The sequence below is a fragment of the Chelatococcus sambhunathii genome (assembly GCF_001418005.1).
In the GTDB taxonomy this organism is placed as follows: domain Bacteria; phylum Pseudomonadota; class Alphaproteobacteria; order Rhizobiales; family Beijerinckiaceae; genus Chelatococcus_A; species Chelatococcus_A sambhunathii.
The window spans coordinates 1-22,884 of record NZ_LIOL01000006.1 but is presented as its reverse complement, the minus strand read 5'-3'; the positions used below and the strand labels follow the sequence as shown (position 1 = coordinate 22,884).

At 67.3% G+C, this 22,884-nt stretch carries 18 protein-coding genes; 9 read left to right on the top strand and 9 right to left on the bottom strand.

What is annotated here, in order from left to right; translation table 11 throughout:
* Window positions 1-69 precede the first annotated feature (69 nt).
* The 9 genes from ASC46_RS12655 to ASC46_RS12615 form a co-directional block, all read right to left on the bottom strand.
* Window positions 70-528: a RidA family protein gene (locus ASC46_RS12655; protein ID WP_055459681.1), complete on the bottom strand. Its 459-nt coding sequence runs from the start codon at window positions 526-528 to the stop codon at window positions 70-72.
* The gene (locus ASC46_RS12650) at window positions 525-1,532 is read right to left on the bottom strand and encodes an ABC transporter ATP-binding protein (RefSeq protein ID WP_055459899.1); all 1,008 of its coding nucleotides are present in this window, start codon (window positions 1,530-1,532) and stop codon (window positions 525-527) included. The genes ASC46_RS12655 and ASC46_RS12650 overlap by 4 nt, the downstream gene beginning before the upstream one ends.
* 5 nt (window positions 1,533-1,537) lie before the next feature.
* Window positions 1,538-2,587 carry an ABC transporter ATP-binding protein gene (locus tag ASC46_RS12645; RefSeq protein WP_055459680.1) on the bottom strand — a complete coding sequence of 350 codons (1,050 nt, stop codon included), beginning with the start codon at window positions 2,585-2,587 and terminating at the stop codon, window positions 1,538-1,540.
* Between the two features lie 3 nt (window positions 2,588-2,590).
* On the bottom strand, window positions 2,591-3,448 hold the full coding sequence (locus ASC46_RS12640) for an ABC transporter permease (RefSeq protein WP_055459679.1): 858 nt from the start codon (window positions 3,446-3,448) through the stop codon (window positions 2,591-2,593).
* Window positions 3,448-4,389, bottom strand: coding sequence for an ABC transporter permease (locus tag ASC46_RS12635; RefSeq protein ID WP_055459678.1), 942 nt, complete (start codon window positions 4,387-4,389; stop codon window positions 3,448-3,450). The genes ASC46_RS12640 and ASC46_RS12635 overlap by 1 nt, the downstream gene beginning before the upstream one ends.
* Before the next feature lie 294 nt (window positions 4,390-4,683).
* Entirely contained in the window at window positions 4,684-6,219 is a 1,536-nt protein-coding gene (locus ASC46_RS12630; RefSeq protein ID WP_055459677.1) for an ABC transporter substrate-binding protein, read from the bottom strand.
* 43 nt (window positions 6,220-6,262) lie between these two features.
* Complete coding sequence (locus ASC46_RS12625) at window positions 6,263-7,024, bottom strand: creatininase family protein (RefSeq protein ID WP_055459676.1); 762 nt, start codon at window positions 7,022-7,024, stop codon at window positions 6,263-6,265.
* Window positions 7,025-7,033: 9 nt separating this feature from the next.
* Complete coding sequence (locus ASC46_RS12620) at window positions 7,034-8,182, bottom strand: mandelate racemase/muconate lactonizing enzyme family protein (RefSeq protein ID WP_055459675.1); 1,149 nt, start codon at window positions 8,180-8,182, stop codon at window positions 7,034-7,036.
* A gap of 467 nt (window positions 8,183-8,649) precedes the next feature.
* Window positions 8,650-9,534, bottom strand: a complete 885-nt coding sequence (locus ASC46_RS12615; protein WP_055459674.1) for a MurR/RpiR family transcriptional regulator — start codon at window positions 9,532-9,534, stop codon at window positions 8,650-8,652.
* A 181-nt stretch (window positions 9,535-9,715) separates the two neighbouring features.
* On the opposite strand from ASC46_RS12615, the gene ASC46_RS12610 reads away from it, so the two are divergent.
* The 9 genes from ASC46_RS12610 (at window position 9,716) to ASC46_RS12570 (ending at window position 22,392) form a co-directional block, all read left to right on the top strand.
* A complete protein-coding gene (locus tag ASC46_RS12610; RefSeq protein ID WP_055459673.1) occupies window positions 9,716-10,612 on the top strand; it encodes a MurR/RpiR family transcriptional regulator in 897 nt (298 codons plus the stop codon).
* A gap of 7 nt (window positions 10,613-10,619) precedes the next feature.
* Window positions 10,620-11,954, top strand: coding sequence for an aspartate aminotransferase family protein (locus ASC46_RS12605; RefSeq protein WP_055459672.1), 1,335 nt, complete (start codon window positions 10,620-10,622; stop codon window positions 11,952-11,954).
* The gene (locus ASC46_RS12600; RefSeq protein ID WP_055459671.1) at window positions 11,951-12,823 is read left to right on the top strand and encodes a beta-keto acid cleavage family enzyme; all 873 of its coding nucleotides are present in this window, start codon (window positions 11,951-11,953) and stop codon (window positions 12,821-12,823) included. The genes ASC46_RS12605 and ASC46_RS12600 overlap by 4 nt, the downstream gene beginning before the upstream one ends.
* A 25-nt stretch (window positions 12,824-12,848) precedes the next feature.
* The gene (locus ASC46_RS12595; protein WP_055459670.1) at window positions 12,849-13,826 is read left to right on the top strand and encodes a TAXI family TRAP transporter solute-binding subunit; all 978 of its coding nucleotides are present in this window, start codon (window positions 12,849-12,851) and stop codon (window positions 13,824-13,826) included.
* A gap of 107 nt (window positions 13,827-13,933) precedes the next feature.
* Window positions 13,934-16,588 carry a TRAP transporter permease gene (locus ASC46_RS12590; RefSeq protein WP_055459669.1) on the top strand — a complete coding sequence of 885 codons (2,655 nt, stop codon included), beginning with the start codon at window positions 13,934-13,936 and terminating at the stop codon, window positions 16,586-16,588.
* A 14-nt stretch (window positions 16,589-16,602) separates the two neighbouring features.
* On the top strand, window positions 16,603-17,070 hold the full coding sequence (locus ASC46_RS12585; RefSeq protein WP_055459668.1) for a universal stress protein: 468 nt from the start codon (window positions 16,603-16,605) through the stop codon (window positions 17,068-17,070).
* 107 nt (window positions 17,071-17,177) lie between these two features.
* Window positions 17,178-17,972: an SDR family NAD(P)-dependent oxidoreductase gene (locus ASC46_RS12580; RefSeq protein ID WP_055459898.1), complete on the top strand. Its 795-nt coding sequence runs from the start codon at window positions 17,178-17,180 to the stop codon at window positions 17,970-17,972.
* A 222-nt stretch (window positions 17,973-18,194) separates the two neighbouring features.
* Complete coding sequence (locus tag ASC46_RS12575; RefSeq protein WP_055459667.1) at window positions 18,195-19,307, top strand: efflux RND transporter periplasmic adaptor subunit; 1,113 nt, start codon at window positions 18,195-18,197, stop codon at window positions 19,305-19,307.
* Between the two features lie 10 nt (window positions 19,308-19,317).
* Window positions 19,318-22,392: an efflux RND transporter permease subunit gene (locus tag ASC46_RS12570; protein WP_055459666.1), complete on the top strand. Its 3,075-nt coding sequence runs from the start codon at window positions 19,318-19,320 to the stop codon at window positions 22,390-22,392.
* The last annotated feature ends 492 nt before the right edge of the window (window positions 22,393-22,884 follow it).

The following is a 22,884-nucleotide window of genomic DNA, read 5'->3' as shown; positions in this document are numbered from 1 at the left end:
CTTTCCAAGGCGTGGATGCCCGCGACGGGCGCGGGCATGACGGTTGCGCGGGAGCCAGCGAGCCTTCGCTCAATCCACCGCCACGATCGCCTCGATCTCCACCGTGATGTTGTTCGGGAGCGAGCCGAAGCCGACGGCCGAGCGGGCGTGGTGGCCGGCCTCGCCGAAGACGGCGACGAAGAGATCCGAGCAGCCGTTGATGACCTTCGGATGGTCGCCGAAATCCGGCACGGCATTGACCATGCCGAGCAGCTTCACCACGCGCCGCACGCGGGCAAGGTCGCCGAGCGCCTCGTGCATCACGGCGAGCAGGTTGAGCCCGGTCAGTCGCGCATCGTCATAGGCCTGCGCGACGCCGATCTCGTCGCCGACCTTGCCGGTGCGCTGACGGCCGTCCGCCTCGCGCGGCCCCTGGCCGGAGAGGAAGAGGAGGTTGGCCTCCTGCACGAAGGGCACATAGGTCGCGACAGGCTTCGGTGCGGGTGGCAGGGCGAGGCCGAGATCAGCGAGGCGCTGGTAGGGCGTCATGCGGTGACCTTCTGCGTGGCAGGAGTGGCGAGTTCCGCCTGGCGGATGCAGGCGACGGAATGGCCGGGCGAGACGCTCTCGTGCGGCGGCACGGCCCTGGCGCAGGCCTCGATGGCAAAGGGGCAGCGCGTGCGGAAGACGCAGCCGGACGGCGGGTCGAGCGGACTCGGGATGTCGCCCTGAAGGATGACGCGCTCGCGCCGGACCGTCGGATCGGGGATCGGTGCGGTCGAGAGAAGCGCCTTGGTATAGGGATGGCGCGGATTGGCATAGACCTCGCGCGACGGGCCCTGCTCCAGGATGCGGCCGAGGTAGAGCACCACGATGTCGTCGCACAGATATTCGACGACGGTGAGGTCGTGCGAGATGAAGAGCATGGTGAGGCCCAGCTCTTTCTGCAGCTCCTGGATGAGGTTGAGCACCTGCGCCTGCACCGAGACGTCGAGCGCCGACACGGGCTCGTCGGCGACGATGAGCTCGGGTTCGACGGCAAGCGCGCGGGCGATGCCGATGCGCTGGCGCTGGCCGCCGGAGAACTCGTGCGGATAGCGCCGCGCATGTTCCGGGCTGAGGCCGACGCGGGTCAGGAGGTCCGCGATGCGCGCCTGCCGCGCCGCACCCTTGGCGAGGCCGTGCGTGTCGATGGCCTCGCCGATGATGTCGCCGACACGCATGCGCGGGTTGAGGCTGGAATAGGGGTCCTGGAAGATGATCTGCATGCGCCGGCGATAGGCGCGCAGCGCCCGCTCCGGAAGCTTGAACAGGTCGACTCCGTCGAAGACCGCTTCGCCCTCCGACGGCTCGACGAGCCGCAGGATGCAGCGCCCGGCGGTGGTCTTGCCCGAGCCCGATTCGCCGACGATGCCGACGATGCGGCCACGGCCAACGTCGAAGGAGACGTCCTCGACCGCTTTCACCGGACCGCTCGCCGTGTGGAAGCGCTTGGAGAGATTGCGGACGGACAGCAGGACATCGCCGCCTGCGGGGGATGGGGACTGGCTCATGACGGTCACAGCAACTCGTGCCTGAAGCAGCGGGAGAGGTGGCCGGGGCCGGCCGGCACGAGGCCCGGCGCCTCGCCCTCGCAGTGCGGCTCGACGAGCGGGCAGCGCGGCGCATAGGTGCAGCCCGGCGGCAGGTTGAGAACGCTCGGGACGTTGCCGGGGATGGGGTTCAACATCAGCCGCGCCCCGTCCGCCGCCCGGTCGCGCTCCGGGTTGGGGATGCAGGCGAGGAGGCCCTTGGTATAGGGGTGGCGCGGCCGCGCGAAGAGCGCCTCGACCGGGGCCTGCTCGACGACGCGGCCGGCATACATCACCGCCACCTCGTGGGCGATCTCGGCGACGACGCCGAGATTGTGGGTGATGAACAGGATGCTCATGCCGATGTCGCGCTGCAGGCGGCGCATCAGGTCGAGGATCTGGGCCTGGATGGTGACGTCGAGCGCCGTCGTTGGCTCGTCGGCAATGAGGAGGGCCGGGTTGCACGAGAGCGCGAGCGCGATCATCACGCGCTGGCGCATGCCCCCCGACATCTCGTGCGGATATTGGTCGAGCCGCTTCTCGGCCGCCGGGATCTCGACAAGCTCGAGCATCTGCCGCGCCCGCCGGCGCGCCTCGTGCCGGGAAAGCGGCTCGTGCAGGCGGATCATTTCCATGATCTGGTCGCCGACGGTGTAGAGCGGGTTGAGGCTCGTCATCGGCTCCTGGAAGATCATGGCGATCTCCTTGCCGCGGATGGCGCGCATGCGCTTTTCCGGCAAGGTCGCGAGATCGACGACCGTGCCGTCGCGCATCCGGTAGAGGATTTTCCCTGCGACGATGCGGCCGGGATGGGCGAGGAGGCGCATGATCGACAGGCTCGTTACCGACTTGCCCGAGCCAGATTCGCCGACGACGGCGAGCGTTTCGCCCCGGCGCACCGTCAGCGTCACGCCGTCGACGGACTTCGCCGCGCGCTCGCCGACGATGAAGTGGGTGTGCAGGTCCTCGGCCCTGAGGACGACGTCCTCGGGTAGCGTCGCGGTGAGCGGGGAGGGGGCGGAAAGGACGGCGGCCATCGCTCAGAGGTCCTTTCGAAGGCGCGGGTCGAGGAGGTCGCGCAGGCCGTCGCCGACGAGCTGCAGCGACAGGACGGACAGGATGATCGCGACGCCGGGGAAGATCGTCATCCAGTCGGCCTGACCGACATATTGCCGGCCGGAGGCGATCATCGTGCCCCAGGTCGGGATCTCGGGGCTGACGCCGACGCCGAGGAAGGACAGGCTCGCCTCCGCCAGCATGGCATAGGCGAAGATGAAGGTCGCCTGCACGAGGATGGGCGAGACGAGGTTGCGCAGCACGTGGCGCGTCATGATGCGCCAGGTCGGCACGCCGAGCGCCCGCGCCGCCTCCACGTAAGGCAGCTCCCGGATCACCAGCGTTGAGGCGCGCACGATGCGGGCGAGGCGCGGCGCATAGACGATGCCGAGCGCCACGATGACGGTGGTGAGCGACGGCCCGAGCGCGGCGACGAGCGCGATGGCGAGCAGGATGTCCGGGAAGGCCATCATCGCATCGATGATGCGCGCGATCACCGCGTCGGCGCGGCGGAAGAAGCCGGCAGCGAGGCCGAGCGTGATACCGATGACGCATGCGAACACCGTCGCGGCCGCGCCCACCGTCAGCGACAGGCGGCCGGCGTAGATCGTGCGGCTGAAGATGTCGCGGCCGAATTCGTCGGTGCCGAAGAAATAGGTGCCGCTCGGCGGCTTGAGGCGGTTGACGATCGACAACTTGTTCGGCGCATAGGGCGCAATCAGCGGCGCGAGCAAGGCAAAGAGCGCGATGGCGAGGATCACGGCAAGGCCGATCGCCAGCGTTTTGCGCTGCAGCATGAGCGTCGTGAGGCGCGGCGCGGGGGTGATGCTGACAGCGGCCATCAGTAGCGCACCCGCGGATCGATGAGGATGTAGAGCATGTCGATGCCGAAATTGATCAGCACGTAGATCGCCGCGATCACGAGCAGCGCGCCCTGGATGACGGGATAGTCGCGCCGGAGCACCGCCGACACGACGAGGTTGCCGACGCCCGGCAGGCTGAACACCGTCTCCGTCACCACGGCTCCCGAGACGAGGAGGGCGGCGGTGAGGCCGATGACCGTGAGCACGGGGATGAGTGCGTTCTTGAAGGCGTGCCTCATGACGACGCGGAACTCGCCCATACCCTTGGAGCGGGCGGTGCGCACGTAGTCGTCGTTGAGCACGTCGAGCATCGACGCGCGGGTGAAGCGTGTGATCAGCGCCGAGGAGACGACGCCGAGCGCCACCGCCGGCAGCACGAGATGTGACAGGCGCGTGAGGAAGGACGCATCCGGCCCGCCGTAGCCCGCGACCGGGAACCAGCCGAGCCGGACCGCGAAGACCTGGATGAGCACGAGGCCGAGCCAGAAGCTCGGGATGCTCGCCGCGAACATGGCGAAGGTTGTCACCGCCTGGTCGAACAGCGTGCCGCGCTTGTAGGCGGAGAGGATGCCGACCGGCAGCGCGATGGCGCTGGCGATGAGAATAGAGAACAGCGTCAGGAAGAAGGTGGGCTCGGCCCGTTCGGCGAGCGCCCGCGTCACCGGCATGTCGAGGAAGATCGACTGGCCGAGGTCGCCCTTGATGAGCTGGCCGAGGAAGAAGAGATACTGCACCACGAGCGGCTGATCGAGCCCGAGGCGGGCGCGCAGCGCGGCGATGTCGGCCGGCGTCGCGTCCGGCCCCAGCATGACGGCAGCCGGGTCGCCCGGGGCGATGCGCACGATGATGAAGACGATCGTCACCACCGTGAACATCACGGCGAGCATGCCGAGAAGGCGCTGCAGGATGTAGCGGGTCATCGCTCCACTCGCTGCCGGGAGATGAGCGGCATCACAATCCCGGGACAAAAGACTATGGCGTTCTGGCAGTGGGCGGAACCAGTCGGGCGCGCCGGGTTCCCCTCCCCTAGCTTGCGGCAGGGCGGGGCTAGGGTCGGCGGCGCCCGCCGGACCGTTCCAATCGATGCTGGAAGGCTGACATGTCCGGCCAGCGCCGGCACGCTGCTCCGCCTTCCTCCCTTCCCCTCGCCCCTCCGCGTCAATTCGTGGAACAGGCAGGAGGGGCGTGCACCGCCGGCCTGTGCCGGCTCAGGCTCACTTCTCCAGATAGGCGTTCCAGAAGTACGGCCAGGGCGAGGCTTCGTAGCCCTTGAGCTTCGGCGACTTGGCCGAGAGGGCGCTGAAATCGCCGACCTTATAGAGAGGAGCCTGATCGTAGAGCAGCTTCTGTAGGTCAGTGAAGAGCGCGACGCGCTTGTTCTGGTCGAGCTCGGCGTTGAGGGCGACGAGCAGCTTTTCCTTCTCGGGATTGTCCCACCAGCCCGGATAGGTCGCCGGCAGCGGCGCGATCAGCGCCGGATCGGGCAGGAAAGGGCTGTGGGTGATGAAGATGTCCCACAGGGCGGGATCGGCGCGGCGTTGCACCAGCGTCGCCCAGTCGACCACCTGCAACTCGATGGCGAGACCAGCCGCCTTCAGATATTCCGCCGCGACCTGCGCCATCTTGTAGTGGAACTCATATTGGCGGCTGGTCAGGATGCGGATAGGCTGCTTACCGTCGTAGCCGGCGGCCTTGACGAGCTCCTTGGCCTTTTCCGGATCGCCGAGATTGTAGGCCTCGGTGCCGGCGTCCGTGCGCCACGGATAGCCCTCCGGGTAGAGCGCGCCGTCGACGGTATAGAACTCCGGCTTGCCGAAGGCGGCGGCGAGCATGTCGTCCGCGTTGAGCGCGGCCTGCACGGCCTTGCGCATCTCCAGCTTCGTCATCATGCCCTGCTTGTTGTTCATGATGAACATGGGCCAGCCGAAGGACTTCAGCAGGAGCGGCTCGGTCTTGTCCTGGCCGTTGAGCCGGTCGTAGGCCTCGACGGGCAGGAGGTCGGCATAGTCGTACTGGCCGGCGATGGCCCCCTCGACGCGTGTGTTCGCATCCGGCACCGGCACGAAGCGGATCTCGTCGAGGTACTGCTTGCGCGCCCCGCCGAAGCCGTTCGGGTCGCCCTCGCGCGCCTGATAGCCGTCGAAGCGCACGAGCTGGATGTACTGGTCGGCCTTGCGCTCCTTGAGCATGTAGGGGCCGGTGCCGACGTATTCCTTGAGCGGGTTGTCCATCTTGCCGGCCGGCAGGATGATGGCCGCGGAATTGTTGAAGGCGAGCAGCGCGGCGAGCGGCGCGAACGGCTCCTTCAGGCTGAGGCGGACGGTATGGTCGTCGACCGCCTCGAGCCCGGCGAGGTTCGGCTGCACCAGCTTGCCGCGCGCGGCGAGCTCCAGCCAGCGGTGCAGGGAGGCGACGACGTCCTTTGCCGTCATCGCGCTGCCGTCGTGAAACGTCACGCCCTTGCGCAGGGTGATGGTGTAGACGCGGCCGTCGGCCGACACCTCAGGCAGTTTCTCCGCCAGGAGCGGCGTGACATTCCACTCTTTGTCAAAGGTGAACAGCGTCTCGAAGAAGTGCTGCGTGACGGTGCCGAGAAGGTCGCCCGTCGCGACGGTCGGATCGAGCGAGGCGAGTTCGCCGATCATGGCCACATTGATGACGCCGCCGCGCTCCTGCGCGAGGGTCGGTGGCGTGGCAGCGAAGGAGAGGCTCGTGGCCGCGAGCCCCGCCAGGACCAATTTTCTGAACATGTGGCGCACCCCTCTGTTGGTTGCCGGTGAAAGACGCGCGCCGTCAGCGCGCTTCTTGGAGGGTCGAAACGACGCGGACGAGTTGGTCCACCACAGCCGCGGTGATCCTCTCGCCTTTCTCTGCGGTCGCCTTCGACGGATCGCCCACGACGCCGGTGCCATGCGACATCTCGTGCATGGAGCGGAACATGGCCCCGCGGCTGCCGCGGATCATGTCGGCCTGGGCCCAGTCGTGCGTCGGCGCATAGCTCATGCCGCTGACGAGCGCGCTCCGCACGCTGTCGGGCACCGCATGGAGCATCAGCGAGGTCTCGAACTCGCAGGCGTGGTTGATGCCTGCGAAATCGCTCTCGCGGATCGTTTCGAGTTCGGGCGCGGCGAGCCGCCACCAGGTCAGCATGGCGATACGGCAGTCGCGGTGGCGGGCGCCGAAGCTCTCCAGCAGCACCTGGCCGATAGCCTGGTTGCCGCCGTGGCTGTTCAACAGCACGAGATTGCGAAAGCCGTGCCGCACGACGCTCTCGAGGATGTCGCCGACATAGGCAAGGAAGGTCTCGTGACGGATGCTGAGCGTGCCGGCGAAATCCATGTGGTGCTCGGAGCAGCACACCTTGACCTGCGGCAGGATCAGCACCTTCTCGCCCAGCGTTTCGTCGAGCCGCGCGAGGAAATGGGCGCCGATCGCGGCATCCGTATCGAGCGGCAGGTGCGGGCCGTGCTGCTCGATGGCGGCGATGTTGAGGACAACCGGGGTCGACCGGTCGAGGCCGGCGATCTCGTTCGTCGTGAATTTTTCCCAGCGCATCGGCCGCCCTCAGGAGATGGTGCGTTCGGCGGTGCGGAACCGTGCTAGTGCCGCCTCGTCGAGCTTCACGCCGAGACCCGGGCCGTCGCTGGGGATGCGCACGAACGGCGGCTCGAAGGCGAGCGGCTTCTCGAGCAGGTCGTGCGTGCGGATCATCCGGCCGAAGATGTCGCCCGGCCACACGCAGCTCTTCGCCGCCGCCGACTGGTGCACGTACATGGCCTCGAGGATGCCGAGGTCCACCTCCGAGCCGTGCCAGCAATAGAGGCCGGCCGTCGCGGCGATATGGTCGAGCGCCTGGAACTTGGCGAGGCCGCCGTTGAAGTTGAAGCCGTCGACGGCATTGTGAGCGATGGCATTGATGGCGTCGTGCGGCCGCTGGCCCTGGTAGACGTAGGGCAGCGAGACGTGCAGCACGATCGGGATCGAGGAGAAGCGTCGCAGCTCTGCGAAGTCGAGCAGCATCCAGCGCGGCAGCGGGTCCTCGAGCAGCAGCACGTTGCCGACGGCCTCGAGCTCGCGGATGATGCGCCGCGCGTTGCCGGCATTCTCCCAGCGCTGGTTGGGGTCGAAGAGCACCTTCATCCCCGGCGCGTGCTCCTTGATACGCGCGCACCAGCCGGCGACGTTGTCCTCGAGGTCGCACTTGAACTTGATGACCTTGTAGCCTTGTTCCCAGTAGCGGCGCACCCAGGGACCGACCTCCTCCTGCGTGCGGTGGCTCGACCAGGCGCTGACGGCGACGCGGTCACGGATGGCCCCGCCGAGCAGCGCATGCATCGGCACGCCGAGCGACTTCGCATAGGCGTCCCAGAGCGCGCATTCGAAGCCGTCGTATTCCCGGCAGAGCGGCAGCGGCAGGTCCTGCAGGGGAAGATCGAGGATCGAGGTGCCGAGGAGGTTGGCGCAGATCGCCTCGATGCGCAGCCACTCATGGTCGCGGTAGAATTCCCCGAGGCCGACCGTGCCGTCGGCAAGCGTCATGCGCACGATGAGCTTCGGCAGCTCGTCGAACTGGGTGCTCCATGCCGCCTTGCCGCCGACCGGCAGCATGTGGAGCGGCTTTGCAAGGCTCTCCGAATTGATCACGCCCGGATGGGCCGGGACGACGACTTCGTCGAAACGGAAGGAAACGATGGTCTTGTCGGAGCGCTGCATGCTTCGCATTCGCCAGTCTGGAATTGGAATGAGCGTATGATGTAGTTTTATTACTGACCTGTCAATCGGGAGGGCGGCTGAGGGATCTTGGCTGGCTCGATTGGGGTGGGTGGACGCATCCCGATGGGCAGGGAACTCGGACGTAATTATCGATGAAATAAGAAAATTTTGCCGTTCCGAGGATTTTGCGGCCGAGTTGCTGGCAATTTCCGGGGTTTTGGACGTGGGGGGGGAGAGAATGTAATTTAACTACCTATTGAGGGTTCCGGCCACGTGCCCGCGGCTGGCGCGCTGTGGAGCGCGCATGGGCCTCGTCATGGCCGGGCTCGTCCCGGCCATCCACGCCTTTGACGTTGTTCTCATTGTTCAAGGCGTGGATGCCCGCGACACGCGCCGGCATGACGGCGCCGGAGGCCAGAACTGCCGGCCGTTTGTGGGCCGTCAAGGCGGGAGGCGCCTTGCAGCGCTCAGTCGCCAACGGGCTGGCTCTCGGTCGAGCCGTGCAGGTCGACAAGGGTCATGCGGGCGCGCCAGAGCTTCTTGGCGACGCTCTTCATGCGCCGCGCGCCGATCAGTGTCGCCAGGCAGTCGAGCACGAACAGCTGGCCGTAGCGGCCGCGATTCGGCATGTAGAAGAACTTTTCCTCGTCGAAGGCGACGAGGGGGATAACCAATGTCGAATGGCCGGCGAGCGGGGTTCCGGGCGCGGTCACCGAGACCACGGCGGCGCCGAGGCCGCGGGCGATCTCCGCCGCGTCTACGAGCGAGCGCGGCTTGCCGGTGACGGAGAAGATGAGCAGGGCATCGCCCGGTCCCGCCGTCGCCGCAATGATGCGCTGCTTGTAGGGATCGGCCGTGGCAGAGGCGGCGAGATCGAGGCGGAAAAGCCTGTTCTCCGCTTCCTGCGCGACGTTGGCCGAGCTGCCGCCGACGCCGAAGCAAAAGATGCGGCGCGCCTTGTCCAGTATCTCCGCCGCCGCCTCCAATGCCGCCGGATCGCGTTGCGAGAAGGCACTGGCGAGCGCCTGTGCCGTCGCCTCGTAGACATGCTCGGCGACCTCACGCCCGGTCTCCGCCGGCACTGACCGTTCGGCAACCAGATACATGCGGCCGATGGCGTAGTCCTGCGCCAGGCGGATCTTGAAATCCGTGAAGCCCTCGCAGCCCATCCGCCGCGCAAAGCGGATGACGGTCGGCTCGCTGACCTCGGCCTTGCCGGCGAGCTCCCTGGTGCTGAGGCGCGTCGCGGCGTCGATGTCATGGAGGATGACGTCCGCCACTGCCCGGTCGGCCCGATTCATCTCCGGCAGTTCGAGGCGCATGCGGTCGATCAGGCTGGTGGGATTGCGCATGCTGTCTTTAGCTCTCCGCGGCGCGTGGCGGCCCGGTGGCCGCGACGGACGGTAGCGCCAAACGGGGGCGCGCGACAATTCCGGGTCCGCCGCCGCCGATAGCGATGACTCTTATTGACGCAGATGTTTTATGGTGCGAGCATAATGAAACGTTTGCTTCATCGGCTGCATCGGGGCGTCTGTGGACACGATCGACCGGCAACTGGCTCGGCTGTTCGACGATTTGCCGCCGCAACTGCGCAAGGCGGCCCAGCACCTGACGCGCCACCCCGACGACGGCGCCCTTATGTCCATGCGTCAACTCGCGGCCGCCGCCGGCGTCTCGCCCGCCTCGCTCCTGCGGCTCGTGCGCATGCTCGGTTACGAGCGTTACGAGGATTTCCGCGACGTCCTGCGCGCGCAGTGGAAGGCGCGTCCCGTCGGGCCCTTCGCCGCGCGGGCGCAGTCCATCATGGCGCGGGCCGGCTCAGATGCGGCGATGCTGGTTGCTGCGACGCAGGCCGCGGCGCATGTCACGGTCGATGCGGCGCTCGCCCCGCCGCAGGCGGCGATTCTCGTTACGGCGGCAGAAAGCCTCGCGGCGGCCCGGCGCATCGCTGTCGTCGGCCTGCGCAGCAGTTTTCCGCCAGCCTTCGCCCTGTCCTATTCGCTTGCGCTGTTCCGTGAAGGGGTGCTGCCGCTCGCTGGCGTCGGCGGGCTCGGCGTCGATGCGCTCGACCATTGCGACGAGCGCGACGTGCTCGTCGCCATCGGCGTCGCGCCGCTGACGCGGGAGACCGTACTCGTGGCCCGGCAGGCGAGCCGGCAGGGGCTGACGGTCATCGCCATCACCGACAGCGCGCTCTCGCCGCTCGGCCGCGCCGCCGGCCATGTGGTTCTCGTGGGGGACGGCGGCGTTTCGCTGCTGCAGTCGCAGGTCGGCACAATGGCCGTCGTCGAGACCCTCGTGTCTCTCGTCATGGCCCGCCTCGGACCTGAGGCGCTCGCCGCCGTCGCCGGCCGCGAGCAACACCTGCAGTCGGCCGGCGCGTACTGGAGCGACGCCGACGACCTGAGCCAGCCTTCCGCAACGAGTTGAACGCATCATGACCCGCATCCTGCACCGCCAGACCCGGATCCCGCTGCCCGTCGCCGTCGCCGGCGAGGGGCCTTATGTCATCGATTCGGTCGGGCGCCGTTATCTCGACGCCTCCGGCGGCGCGGCCGTCTCCTGCCTTGGCCATTCGCACCGCAGCGTCATCGAGGCCATCAAGGCACAGCTCGACGCCTTGCCCTATGCGCACACCTCCTTCTTCACGAACGAGCCGGCAGAGGCCCTGGCGGAGCATCTCACGCAGCGCGCGCCGGCCGGCATCAGCCATGTCTATTTCGTCTCCGGCGGCTCGGAGGCCAACGAGACGGCTTTCAAGCTGGCGCGGCAATATTTCTGGAACCGGGGCGAGCGCGAGCGCTCGCGCATCATCGCCCGCCGGCAGAGCTACCACGGCAACACGCTCGGGGCGCTCGCCGTCGGCGGCAATGCCGGCCGTCGCGCCGTCTACGAGCCGCTGCTCATCGAGGTCTCCCACATCGAGCCCTGCTACGCCTATCGCCATCGCCGCGACGACGAGAGCGAGGGGGCCTATGGCGAGCGCGCCGCGGCGGCGCTGGAGGCCGAGATCCTACGCCTCGGTCCCGGTACGGTCATGGCCTTCGTCGCCGAGACGGTGGTGGGCGCGACGCTGGGCGCCGTGCCGGCGGCGCCCGGGTATTTCCGCCGCATCCGCGAGATCTGCGACCGTTACGGCATCCTGCTGATCCTCGACGAGGTGATGAGCGGCATGGGCCGTACCGGCACGCTCTTCGCCTGCGAGCAGGACGGCGTCACGCCCGACATCGTCACCTGCGCCAAGGGCCTCGGCGCCGGCTATCAACCCATCGGCGCATGCCTGATGTCGAGCACGATCTACGATACGATTGCCTTATCTCCCGAGGGCTTCCAGCACGGGTTCACCTATATCGGCCACGCGAGCGCCTGTGCAGGGGCGCTCGCCGTGCAACGGGCGATCGAGGCCGAAGGATTGCTGGACAACTGCCGCAAGCAGGGCATTCGACTGGCCGAGGCGCTGGGACAGCGATTCGCCCAGCACGCCCATGTCGGCGACATCCGCGGCCGCGGGCTCTTCATCGGCGTCGAGCTGGTCGCCGATCGTGAGACGAAGCAGCCCTTTGCCGCGCAGGACAGGCTCAATGCGCGGGTCAAGGCCAAGGCCATGGAGGCCGGGCTGATGTGCTATCCTGCCGGCGGTACGGCCGACGGCGTCAGCGGCGACCACATCCTGCTGGCGCCGCCCTTCATCATCGCTGCGTCCCACGTCGAGGAGATCGTCGACAAGCTGGCCGCTGCCGTTGACGGGGCCATCGCAGAGGTGCGTGCATGACCGCTCCCTTCGCTGTCATGGTGGCGCCCAATGGCGCCCGGCGCGGCAAGGCCGATCACCCGGCACTGCCGCTGACGGCCAGGGAACTCGCCCGCGAGGCCGCCCGCTGCCGAGAGGCGGGCGCCGTGGCGATCCACCTTCACGTGCGCGACGGCGAGGGGCGCCACGTCCTCGATGCGGATCTGTACCGCGAGGCGACGCGCGCCGTGCGCGCCGCGGTGGGCGAGGCCATGGTGGTGCAGATCACCACCGAGGCCGTCGGACGCTATGCCCCGGCGGCGCAGATGGCGCTCGTCGACGACCTGGTGCCCGAGAGCGTCTCGATTGCGCTGCGCGAGATCATGCCCGATGTTGCTGCGGAGACTGCGGCTGGCCGCTTCTTCGCCCGGCTCGCCATCCGGCCCGTCCTGACGCAGATCATCGTCTACAGTGCAGAGGAGCTCGCCCGGCTCGACGACGTCATGGCGCGCGGGATCATCCCGGACACGCCGCGGCCAAACGTGCTCGCCGTGCTCGGCAGCTACGCCGGACGGGAGGCAGCGCCGGGCGATCTTGACGCCTTCCTCACGGCAGGCCTTGCGCGCCATCCGTTCATGGTCTGCGCCTTCGGGCGGCGTGAGGCGGCTTGCGCCGCTGCCGCGGTTGCCCACGGCGGGCATATGCGCATCGGCTTCGAGAACAATCTGATATTGCCGGAGGGGCGCGTCGCGCCCCATAACGGCGCAACTGTCGCGGCGGCCGTCGCGGCCGCTGCCGGCAGCGCCCGTCCGCTCGCCAGCGCGGACGACCTGCGCCGCCTTTGGCACACGCCCCTGCCGCCAGTACCGGCCGGGGCGATGAGCGGGGCCTCGTCAAGGGTTCCCGGATGATCTGACCATAGAGGGAGGTCCAGACATGCGTATCCTGTCCATTTTCGCAACGGCCGCTGCGGCGGGGGCCATCGGCCTTGCCGCCGCCGGTGGCGCCGCTGCCCAGGATCAGAAGTTCATTTCCATCGGCACGGGCGGCGTCACGGGCGTCTATTATCCGGCCGGCGGCGCCATCTGCCGGCTCATGAACCAGAAGCGCAAGGAACACGGCATCCGCTGCTCGGTCGAATCAACCGGCGGCTCCGTGTTCAACGTCAACGCCATCCGCTCGGGCGAGCTCGAGTTCGGCGTCGTGCAGTCCGACGTGCAGTTCAATGCCTATAACGGGAAGGCCAACTTCGCCGACCAGGGCGCCGACAAGGACCTGCGTGCCGTGTTCTCGCTGCACGCCGAGCCCTATACGGTGCTGGCGCGCAAGGACGCGAATGCCAAGACCTTCGACGACCTCAAGGGCAAGCGCGTCAATATCGGCAACCCGGGCTCGGGTCAGCGGGCGACGACCGAGGTGCTGCTCGAGGCCAAGGGCTGGAAGACGTCCGACTTCTCGCTCGCCTCTGAGTTGAAGCCGGCGGAGCAGGCCCAGGCGCTGTGCGACAACAAGGTGGACGCCATCGTTTACACCGTCGGCCATCCTAACGGTTCGATCCAGGAGGCGACTTCGTCTTGCGAGAGCGTGCTCGTCAACGTCGACGGTGCCGAGGTGGAGAAGCTCGTCGCCGATAACCCCTACTACCGCATGGCTACCATTCCCGGCGGCATGTATCCGGGTTCAGCCGAGGACACGACGACCTTCGGCGTCGGTGCCACGGTGGTGACCTCGGCCAAGGTGCCCGAAGACGTTGTCTACGAGTTCACCAAGGCGGTTTTCGAGAACTTCGACCAGTTCAAGGGCCTGCATCCTGCGTTCGGCACCTTGACCAAGGAGGAGATGGTCAAGCAGAGCCTGTCGGCGCCGCTGCATCCCGGTGCAGAGAAGTACTTCAAGGAAGCCGGCCTGATGTAAGATGAAGACGGGCGGCACGCGCGTGCCGCCCGGCTTTTCGCCGCCGCGGGGAATACCGGGCGGCACGCCGGCGAGCCGGCAAGCGCAACTGCGGGGGGAGCATGAGCATGGCTGAAGAGCCGAAAGCGGGCCGGCCGCTGAGCGACGAAGAGCTGCAGGATCTCGTGGCGTCCTCCGACACCGGGGCGCGCGATCCCGGTGGCATGGCTGGCCGGCTGCTGTTCTGTGTCGCGCTCGCCTGGTCGCTGTTCCAGATCTGGATCGCGTCGCCCTTGCCCTTCGTCACCCAGGCGGCAACGGGCCTGCGCGTCGTCCTCAATGATACCGAGACGCGCTCGATCCACCTCGCCTTTGCGCTCTTCCTCGCCTTCTGCGCCTTTCCGGCCCTGCCGTCGAGCCCTCGCAATCGCATCCCTGTGCAGGACTGGGTGCTGGCGCTCCTCGCCGCCTTCTGCGCGGCCTACATCTTCCTGTTCTACGGGGCCCTCGCGACCCGCCCAGGCAATCCGTTGATGCAGGACCTGGTCGTGGCCGGCGTCGGCCTCATCCTCCTCCTCGAGGCGACGCGCCGCGCGCTCGGCTTGCCCCTCGTCGTCGTGGCGGTCGTTTTCCTGCTTTACGTCTTCTTCGGCTCGAGTGTCTTCGTGCCGGACGTGATCCGCTGGAAGGGCGCGTCGATTCCAAGGGCGATGGACCAGATGTGGCTGTCGACGGAGGGCGTCTTTGGCATCGCGCTTGGCGTGTCCTCGTCCTTCGTCTTCCTCTTCGTGCTTTTCGGCTCGCTGCTCGACCGCGCGGGGGCCGGCAACTACTTCATCAAGCTCGCCTTCGCACTTCTTGGCCACCTGCGCGGCGGACCCGCGAAGGCCGCCGTCCTTGCCTCGGCGATGACCGGTCTCATCTCCGGCTCCTCCATCGCCAATGTGGTGACGACCGGCACCTTCACCATCCCGCTGATGAAGCGCGTCGGCTTCACGCCCGAAAAGGCCGGCTCGGTCGAAGTGGCGAGTTCGGTCAACGGCCAGATCATGCCGCCCGTCATGGGCGCGGCCGCCTTCCTGATGGTGGAATATGTCGGCATCTCCTACCTCGAGGTGATCAAGGCCGCCTTCCTGCCCGCCATCATCTCCTACATAGCGCTGCTCTATCTCGTGCATCTCGAGGCGGTGAAGCACGACATGCCGACGCTGCCCAAGCGCATTCGGCGTACCGTCTGGCAGTCGGCCCTCGTCACCGGCATCTCCGCGACCTCGATCGTCATCCTCTGCGGCGTGATCTACTGGGTCATCCGCGGCGTGCAGATGCTGCTGCCCGACATGTCGGCCTTGCTGCTCGTCCTGCTGCTGCTCGCCGCCTATGTCGGGCTCGTCTGGTATGCCTCGCGCTCGCCCGACCTCGAACTCGACGACCCGAACGCCCGGGTGGTGGAACTGCCGCTCGCCAAGGAGGTGCTAAAGACCGGGTTGCACTACCTCCTGCCGATCGTCGTCCTCGTCTGGTTCCTCATGATCGAGCAGAAGTCGCCCGGCCTGTCTGCCTTCTGGGCCGTGGCCCTCCTGCTCCTCATCCTCGTCACGCAGAAGCCGCTCAAGGCGCTCTTCCGCGGCCTGCGCGGCCAAGATGTCGGCGCCGCGCTGCGCGAGGGGGCGGACGATCTCTTCGGAGGGCTCGTGCTCGGCGCCCGCAACATGATCGGCATCGCCGCGGCCACGGCGACGGCCGGCATCATCGTCGGCACCGTGACGCTGACCGGCATCGGCCAGGTGATGGCGCAGTTCGTCGAGCTGATCTCCGGCGGCAACCTCCTGCTCATCCTCTTCTTCACGGCCGTCATCAGCCTTATCCTCGGCATGGGCCTGCCGACAACGGCGAACTACATCGTCGTCTCCTCGCTGATGGCGCCGGTGGTCGTGGAACTCGGGGCTGCCAACGGCTTCCTCGTGCCGCTCATCGCCGTGCATCTGTTCGTCTTCTATTTCGGCATCATGGCGGATGTGACGCCACCCGTCGGCCTCGCCTCCTTTGCCGCGGCCGCCGTCTCCGGTGGCGATCCCATCAGAACCGGCGTTACGGCCTTTTTCTACAGTCTGCGCACCGTGCTGCTGCCGTTCATCTTCATCTTCAACACTGACCTCCTGCTCATCGACGTCTCTTGGGCCGGTGCGGTCTGGATCTTCTTCAAGGCGACGATCGCCATGCTGGTCTTCGCCGCGGCGACTCAGAACTTCTTCCTCGTGCGTTCGCGCCTGTGGGAATCGGCGATCTTGCTGCTCGCGGCCTTTTTCCTGCTGCGTCCCGGCTTCTTCCTGGACCAGATATCTGAACCCTATGAAACGCTGGCGCCGGCGCGGATCGAGGAGGCGGTGGCCTCCGAGCCCGACGAGGGCACGTTGCGGCTCACGGTGGAGGGGCCCGACTTCCGCCTCGGGCGGATCGCACAGAAGACCATCGTGCTCGAGCTCGGAGCGCCGGCAGGGGATCCGCGCGGGCGCCTCGAGCAGAACACGGGTCTCCTCTACCAGGTCGAGGGGGATGCGGTCGTGCTGGAGGAGCCGTTCGATGCCACGAGCCAGGCGGCCCAGAGCCTCAAGAACTTCGACTTCTACGGCGAGCAGCCCGTGCGCATCGTGCAGCTGGAACGCGAGCGCGAGCGCATGAATCGCCAGCTGATGACGATTCCCGGCTTCCTGCTGATCGGCCTCGTCGTTCTCCTGCAGCGCCGCCGGCAGCGCACGGCCGTCGGCGCGCCCGCGACCGCCTGAGCCGGAGGAAGTCCATGTACAAGAACATCCTGCTCGCCATCGACGTCGCCCACCTCGACAGCCAGACCAAGGCGGTGAAGACCGCCGTCGACATGGCCAAGGCCTTCGGTGCCACGATCCACGTGCTGACCGTGGTGCCGGATTTCGGCATGAGCATCGTTGCTGGCTTCTTCCCGAAGGATCACGTGCGCCGGGCAATGGAGGAGGCGAACGCTGCCCTCCACGCCTATACGAAGGAGACCATCCCGGCGGGTGTGCGTCACCGGCACATTGTCGATCACGGCACCATCTACGAGGTCATCCTGCGCTATGCCCGGGAACTGGACATCGACCTCATCGTCATCAGCGCAGCGCGGCCCAAGATCGACGATTATTTCCTCGGGCCGAACGCCGCGCGTGTCGTCCGCCATGCCGATGCGACCGTTGTCGTCGTGCGCGAGACGGCGGCCGAGGCCGCACGGCAGGCCGGCACGCAGCGCTGAGCGGCCGGCGGGCGGATCGCCGTCCGGCCGCCTTGCGTCCCATGCGCGCGCGTGCTCGCATGAGGTCGCCGGGGCCTGGAGGGGGCCGGTTGCGGATGGATGGCGCGATGCTCGACGAGAATGGCCCACGGATTCTCAATCCCTTCGCCGACCTGGCCGGCGCGGTGGTGATCGTCACCGGCGCCTCGTCCGGTCTCGGCCATCATTTCGCGCGCATGCTCGCCGGCCATGGGGTCCATGTCGCGGTCGCGGCCCGACGGTTCGATCTGCTCGTGCCCCTGGTCGAGGAGATCCGCATGGCCGGCGGCGAGGCCGAGCCGGTGGCGATGGACGTGACGGACATCGCTTCCGTCCGTGACGGCGTTGCCCGTGTGGTGGCGCGTTTCGGCACGATCGACGGACTCGTCAACAACGCCGGCATCGCCCGTACGCGGGCGCTGCTCGACGAGGCATCGGAGGAGTGGGTGGCGACCATCGACACCAATCTCACCGGGGCGCGGCATGTCGCCTGCGAGGTGGCGCGAGCAATGATCGCGGCGGGCGGCGACGGGGCGATCGTCAACGTCGTCTCCATCCTGGGCCTGCGCCAGGGCAGACAGGTCGGCTCCTACGCGACGTCGAAGGCTGGGCTGATCCAACTCACGAAACAGATGGCCCTCGAATGGGCGCGCCACGGCATCCGCGTCAATGCGCTGGCCCCGGGTTATGTCGAAACTGACCTCAACCGCGACGTCCTGGCGAGCGAGGCTGGGGCGGCGCTCCTGAAACGCATCCCCCAGAGGCGCTTCGGCCGCATGCAGGATCTCGATGCCGTCCTGCTGCTGCTGCTGTCGTCGGCTTCGGCCTACATGACGGGCGCGGTGATTCCCGTCGACGGCGGGCATCTCCTGTCCGCACTGTGAACTTTTGCCCACTGACGAGGCGGTGCCTTGCCGGGTGTTTGATGACGAAGATTTAATTTGCCGCTTTCTGCTAGTCGCCACATAGCTAGCGTATAATTCTCGGGTTGAGGAACTAGGCCACTTTCGGGCCGGCGGACGGGGGCGTTCGCGAACGTTCGCGGGCATGCCAAGACAGGCTCGTCGTGCGCGATGGGCGGCGGGCCGAGAGAGTCAGGGGACGGTATGCGCAAATCGGTTGTTGTCGCCATCGCATTGCTCGCGGCCACTGGGGGCGGCGCCTACCTGCTCAATCAGGGCCGGTTCAATGATCTATGGACCGCGTTGCAGTCGAATGCCTCGGCGCAGGGGCAGGGCCCGGCGACGACCTCGCGTCGCGCACCGGCCTTTGCCGTCGAGACCGCGGTGGCCAAGGCCGGCACGTCGACCGCCGACGTTCGCTCCATCGGCAGCCTCGCCTCGGACGAATCGGTGAAGGTCGCGTCAGAGATTGCGGGCCGCATCTCTTCGATCGCCTTCAGCGACGGCCAAGCCGTCCAGGAGGGTGACGTTCTCTTCAAGCTCGACGGCGCGCTGACGCAGGCTGAGATGGACGACGCACAGGCCAAGCTCGACCTCGCCCTCGCCAATTACGAGCGCACGAGCACACTCGCCCGTTCCGGCAACACGACCCAGCGGGCGAACGACGAGGCGGTGGCCAATCTCGCCATGGCACGGGCCGCCGTCGCGCTCATCCGGGCCCGCTTCGATAAGCTCACGATCCGCGCCCCATTCCCGGGCATCCTGGGCATCCGCACGGTTTCGGTCGGCGCCTATGTCACGACCGGCCAGCCGCTCGTGAACCTCGAGAAGATCGATGCCCTCAACGTCGACTTCAAGGTTCCGGAGATCCATCTCGGCGACATCGCCGTGGGGCAGGCCGTCGAGGTGAGCGTCGATGCATTCCCCGGACGCATCTTCAACGGCGTGATCGAGGCCATCGACCCGCTGGTCGACGTTAACGGGCGGGCACTCAGCGTGCGCGCCCGGGTGCCCAACGGCGACATGGCCCTGAGGCCCGGGCTTTTCGCGCGCATCCTCATCAAGGGTAGCCGGGAGCGGCAGGTGGTTACCGTGCCGGAGGAGGCCATCGTGCCGCGCGGGCAGGACACCTTCGTCTTCCGCGTAGAGGACGGCAAGGCCGTCGAGGCGCGCGTGACGCTCGGCAACCGCTACGGCGGCCTCGTCGAGATCGCCGAAGGGGTCGAGCCGGGGGCGGTGGTCGTCACTGCCGGCCAGCAGCGGCTGCGCGACGGCGCCAACGTCGAGGTCGTGACCTCGACCGCCGCGCAGGGCTGAGGGAAGGCAGATGCGCCTGCCGGAGATCTGCATCCGCCGTCCGGTCTTCGCCACCGTTCTCAGCCTCATCCTCATCCTTGTCGGTATCGTCTCCTACGACCGGCTGACGGTGCGCGAATATCCCAACGTGGACGAGCCGGTCGTCTCCGTGACGACGAGCTATCCCGGAGCCTCGGCGACCATCATCGAGAGCCAGGTGACGCAGGTGCTCGAAGGCTCGATCGCTGGTATCGCCGGCATCGATGTCCTCGAATCGACGAGCCGGGCCGAATCGAGCCGCATCACCGTGCGCTTCCGTTCGGATGTCGATGTCGATGTTGCCGCCAGCGATGTGCGCGACCGCGTCAGCCGGGTGCGCCGGCGCCTGCCGGACGAGATCGACGAGCCGACCATTGCCAAGGTCGAAGCGGACGCCCAGCCGGTCATCTACATCTCCTTCATGGCCGAGCGGATGGATGCGCTTGAGCTGACCGACTATGTCAACCGCTACGTGGTCGACCGGTTCAAGAATCTCAATGGCGTCGCTGACGTCACCATCTTTGGCGAGCGCCGCTATGCGATGCGCATCTGGATCGACCGCGAGCGGCTCGCTGCCTACAACCTCACCGTCCAGGACGTCGAAAGTGCATTGCGCAGCCAGAACGTCGAGTTGCCGTCCGGCCGGATCGAGAGCCAGATGCGCGAGTTCACGGTGCTGTCGCGCACCGGCCTCACCACCGCCGAGCAATTCCGCAACATCATCGTCAAGCTGGCCGACGGTTATCAAGTCAAGCTGGGGGAGGTGGCGCGCGTCGAGCTCGGCGCCGCTGACCTGAGGCGCGACGGCCGCTACAACGGCAAGCCGACGATCACGGTCGGCATCGTCAAGCAGGCGGTGGCCAATCCGCTCGACGTCTCGAATGCGGTGCGGGCCGTATTGCCAGCGGTCAACGAATCGCTGCCGGCCGGTGTCACGGCAGAGGTCGCCAACGACAACGCGGTCTTCATCGACCGCTCAATCAAGGCCGTCTATCACACCATCGGCGAGGCCATCGTCCTCGTGGTGCTGGTCATCCTGTTCTTCCTGCGCTCGCTGCGCGCCTCCATCATCCCGATCGTCACCATCCCGATCTCGCTCATCGCGACCTTCACGCTGATGTATGCGATGGGCTTCAGCGTGAACACGCTGACCCTGCTCGCCATGGTGCTCGCCATCGGCCTCGTGGTGGACGACGCCATCGTCGTGCTGGAGAACATCTACCGGCACATCGAGGAGGGCATGACGCCCGTCGCGGCCGCCATCAAGGGCTCGCGCGAGATCGCCTTCGCCGTGGTGGCGATGACGCTGACCCTCGCCGCGGTCTATGCGCCGGTCGCCTTCTCGCCGGGCCGCACCGGGCGGCTGTTCCTCGAATTCGCCTTGACGCTCGCCGGCGCGGTGCTCGTCTCGGGCTTCGTCGCCCTGACGCTGACGCCGATGATGTGCTCGCGCCTGCTGAAGCACAATCCGAACCCCGGCTTCGTCTTCTCGGCGCTCGAGCGCTTCCTGTCGGCCCTGGAGCATGGCTATCGCCGCGCGCTCGTCGCCTCGCTGAAGCTGCGCTGGCTCGTGGTGCTGCTGGCCGTCGGCGTCGCCGGCATGAGCGCCTTCTATTTCACCCAGCTGCGGTCGGAGCTGTCGCCGGTCGAGGACCGGGGCACGGTGATGCTGCGCGGCAGCGGCCCCGAGGGCGCGACCCTCGCCTATACGACGCGCTATGCGCAGGAGGTCGAGGCGCTGGTGTCGCAATATCCCGGCATCCGCTCGACGCTCAGCATCGTCGGCTTTCCCGAGGTGACCGACTTCATGGCCTTCGGCCGGCTGGTCGACTGGGACGACCGCAGCGTCAAGCAGCAGGACATCGTCGCCGACCTGCAGCCGAAGCTGCGGCGCATCGCCGGCGTCAACGCCTTCGCCATCAACCCGGCCTCCCTCGGGCAGCGCGGCTCCTCGCGCCCCATCGAGTTCGTCGTGCAGACCTCGGGCACCTACGAGGAACTGCAGGGCTATGTCGACAAGCTGATGGAGCGCATCGACGCCTGGCCCGGCCTCATCAACGTCGACACGGACCTCAAGCTCAACAAGCCCGAGTTCCGCGTCGAGCTCGACCGCGCCAAGGTGGCGGACCTCGGGCTCGACGTCTCCGTCGTCGGCCGCACGCTGGAAACGCTCCTCGGCGGGCGCCAGGTGACGCGCTTCGAGATCGATGGCGAGCAATATGACGTCTATGTGCAGCTGGCTGCCGCCGACCGCGCCTCGCCGCAGACGCTGTCGACGATCTTCTTGCGTGCGCCGAGCGGCGAGATGATCCAGCTCTCCAACGTGGTGACGGTGCGCGAATCGGTTGCACCGAAAGAGCTGCGCCGCTTCAATCAGCTGCGCGCGGTCACCATCTCGGCCAATCTCGCGCCCGGCTATACGATGGGCGACGGCATCGCCTTCCTCGAACAGGCAGCCGACGAGGTGCTGCCAAACCATGTGCAGACGGATCTGAGCGGCCAGAGCCGCGAGTTCCGCGCCTCGAGCCAGTCGCTCGCCCTCGTCTTCGTCCTGGCGCTCGCCTTCATCTATCTCGTCCTCGCGGCGCAGTTCGAGAGCTTCCGCGATCCCGTCATCATCCTCCTCACCGTGCCGTTGTCGATGACCGGCGCGCTCGCGGCGCTGTACTACACGGGCGGGACGCTCAACGTGTTCTCGCAGATCGGGCTCGTCACACTGGTCGGGCTCATCACCAAGCACGGCATCCTCATCGTCGAATTCGCGCACCAGCAGCAGCAGGCGGGCCGGCAGCGGCTCGCGGCGGTTGTGGAGGCGGCGGTGCTGCGCCTGCGGCCCATCCTGATGACGACCGGCGCCATGGTGCTGGGCGCCGTGCCGCTGGCCTTCGCCGACGGGGCGGGTGCCGAAAGCCGTCAGCAGATCGGCTGGGTCATCGTGGGCGGCATGACGCTGGGCACCATCCTCACGCTCTTCGTCGTGCCGACGGTCTACAGCCTGATCGGCCGGCGCCAGCACGCCGGCGAGGAAGCGCCAACCGGCGCGCCGGCCCCCCATCCGGCGGAATAGGCGTTTCTTGCACGGCCGAATCCGGCCTGCGAGGCGCGAGTCGCGGGATCGAGGGCAAGCCGGCCGAGCGTGGAGGACGGTTATCCACGCGCCAAACTCGTGTCCCGAAAGGAGTTGACGGCTTCTGTGGAAAATTCCTGAAGAAGGTGCTTGACCTTTCCCGGCAGTTTGAGCATAAACCGCCCACACGACGCGGGCCGCAGCGATGAGCCGCCGGCCAGAGCGTCCTAGTCTTTCTGGTGAGACGGCTCCCAAAGCCGGTCGCCAACGAAAGACAGGGTCCCCAAGACCTGAGACATGAGCCAAGGTGCTTCGGCGGATAGCCAGGGTGCCGACCGGTTCCTCTGTCACTCCTATAAGTGTGAGCCCTCGTTGGTTCGCAGGCAATCTCGATTGCCATCGCTCTTTGACATTGTTGAGAGAGGAAGAGAAGCGTAGGCGGCGGTATTTTTGCGGCCTTTGCTGATCGGTTGAGCCTTTCGGGGTTTTTCT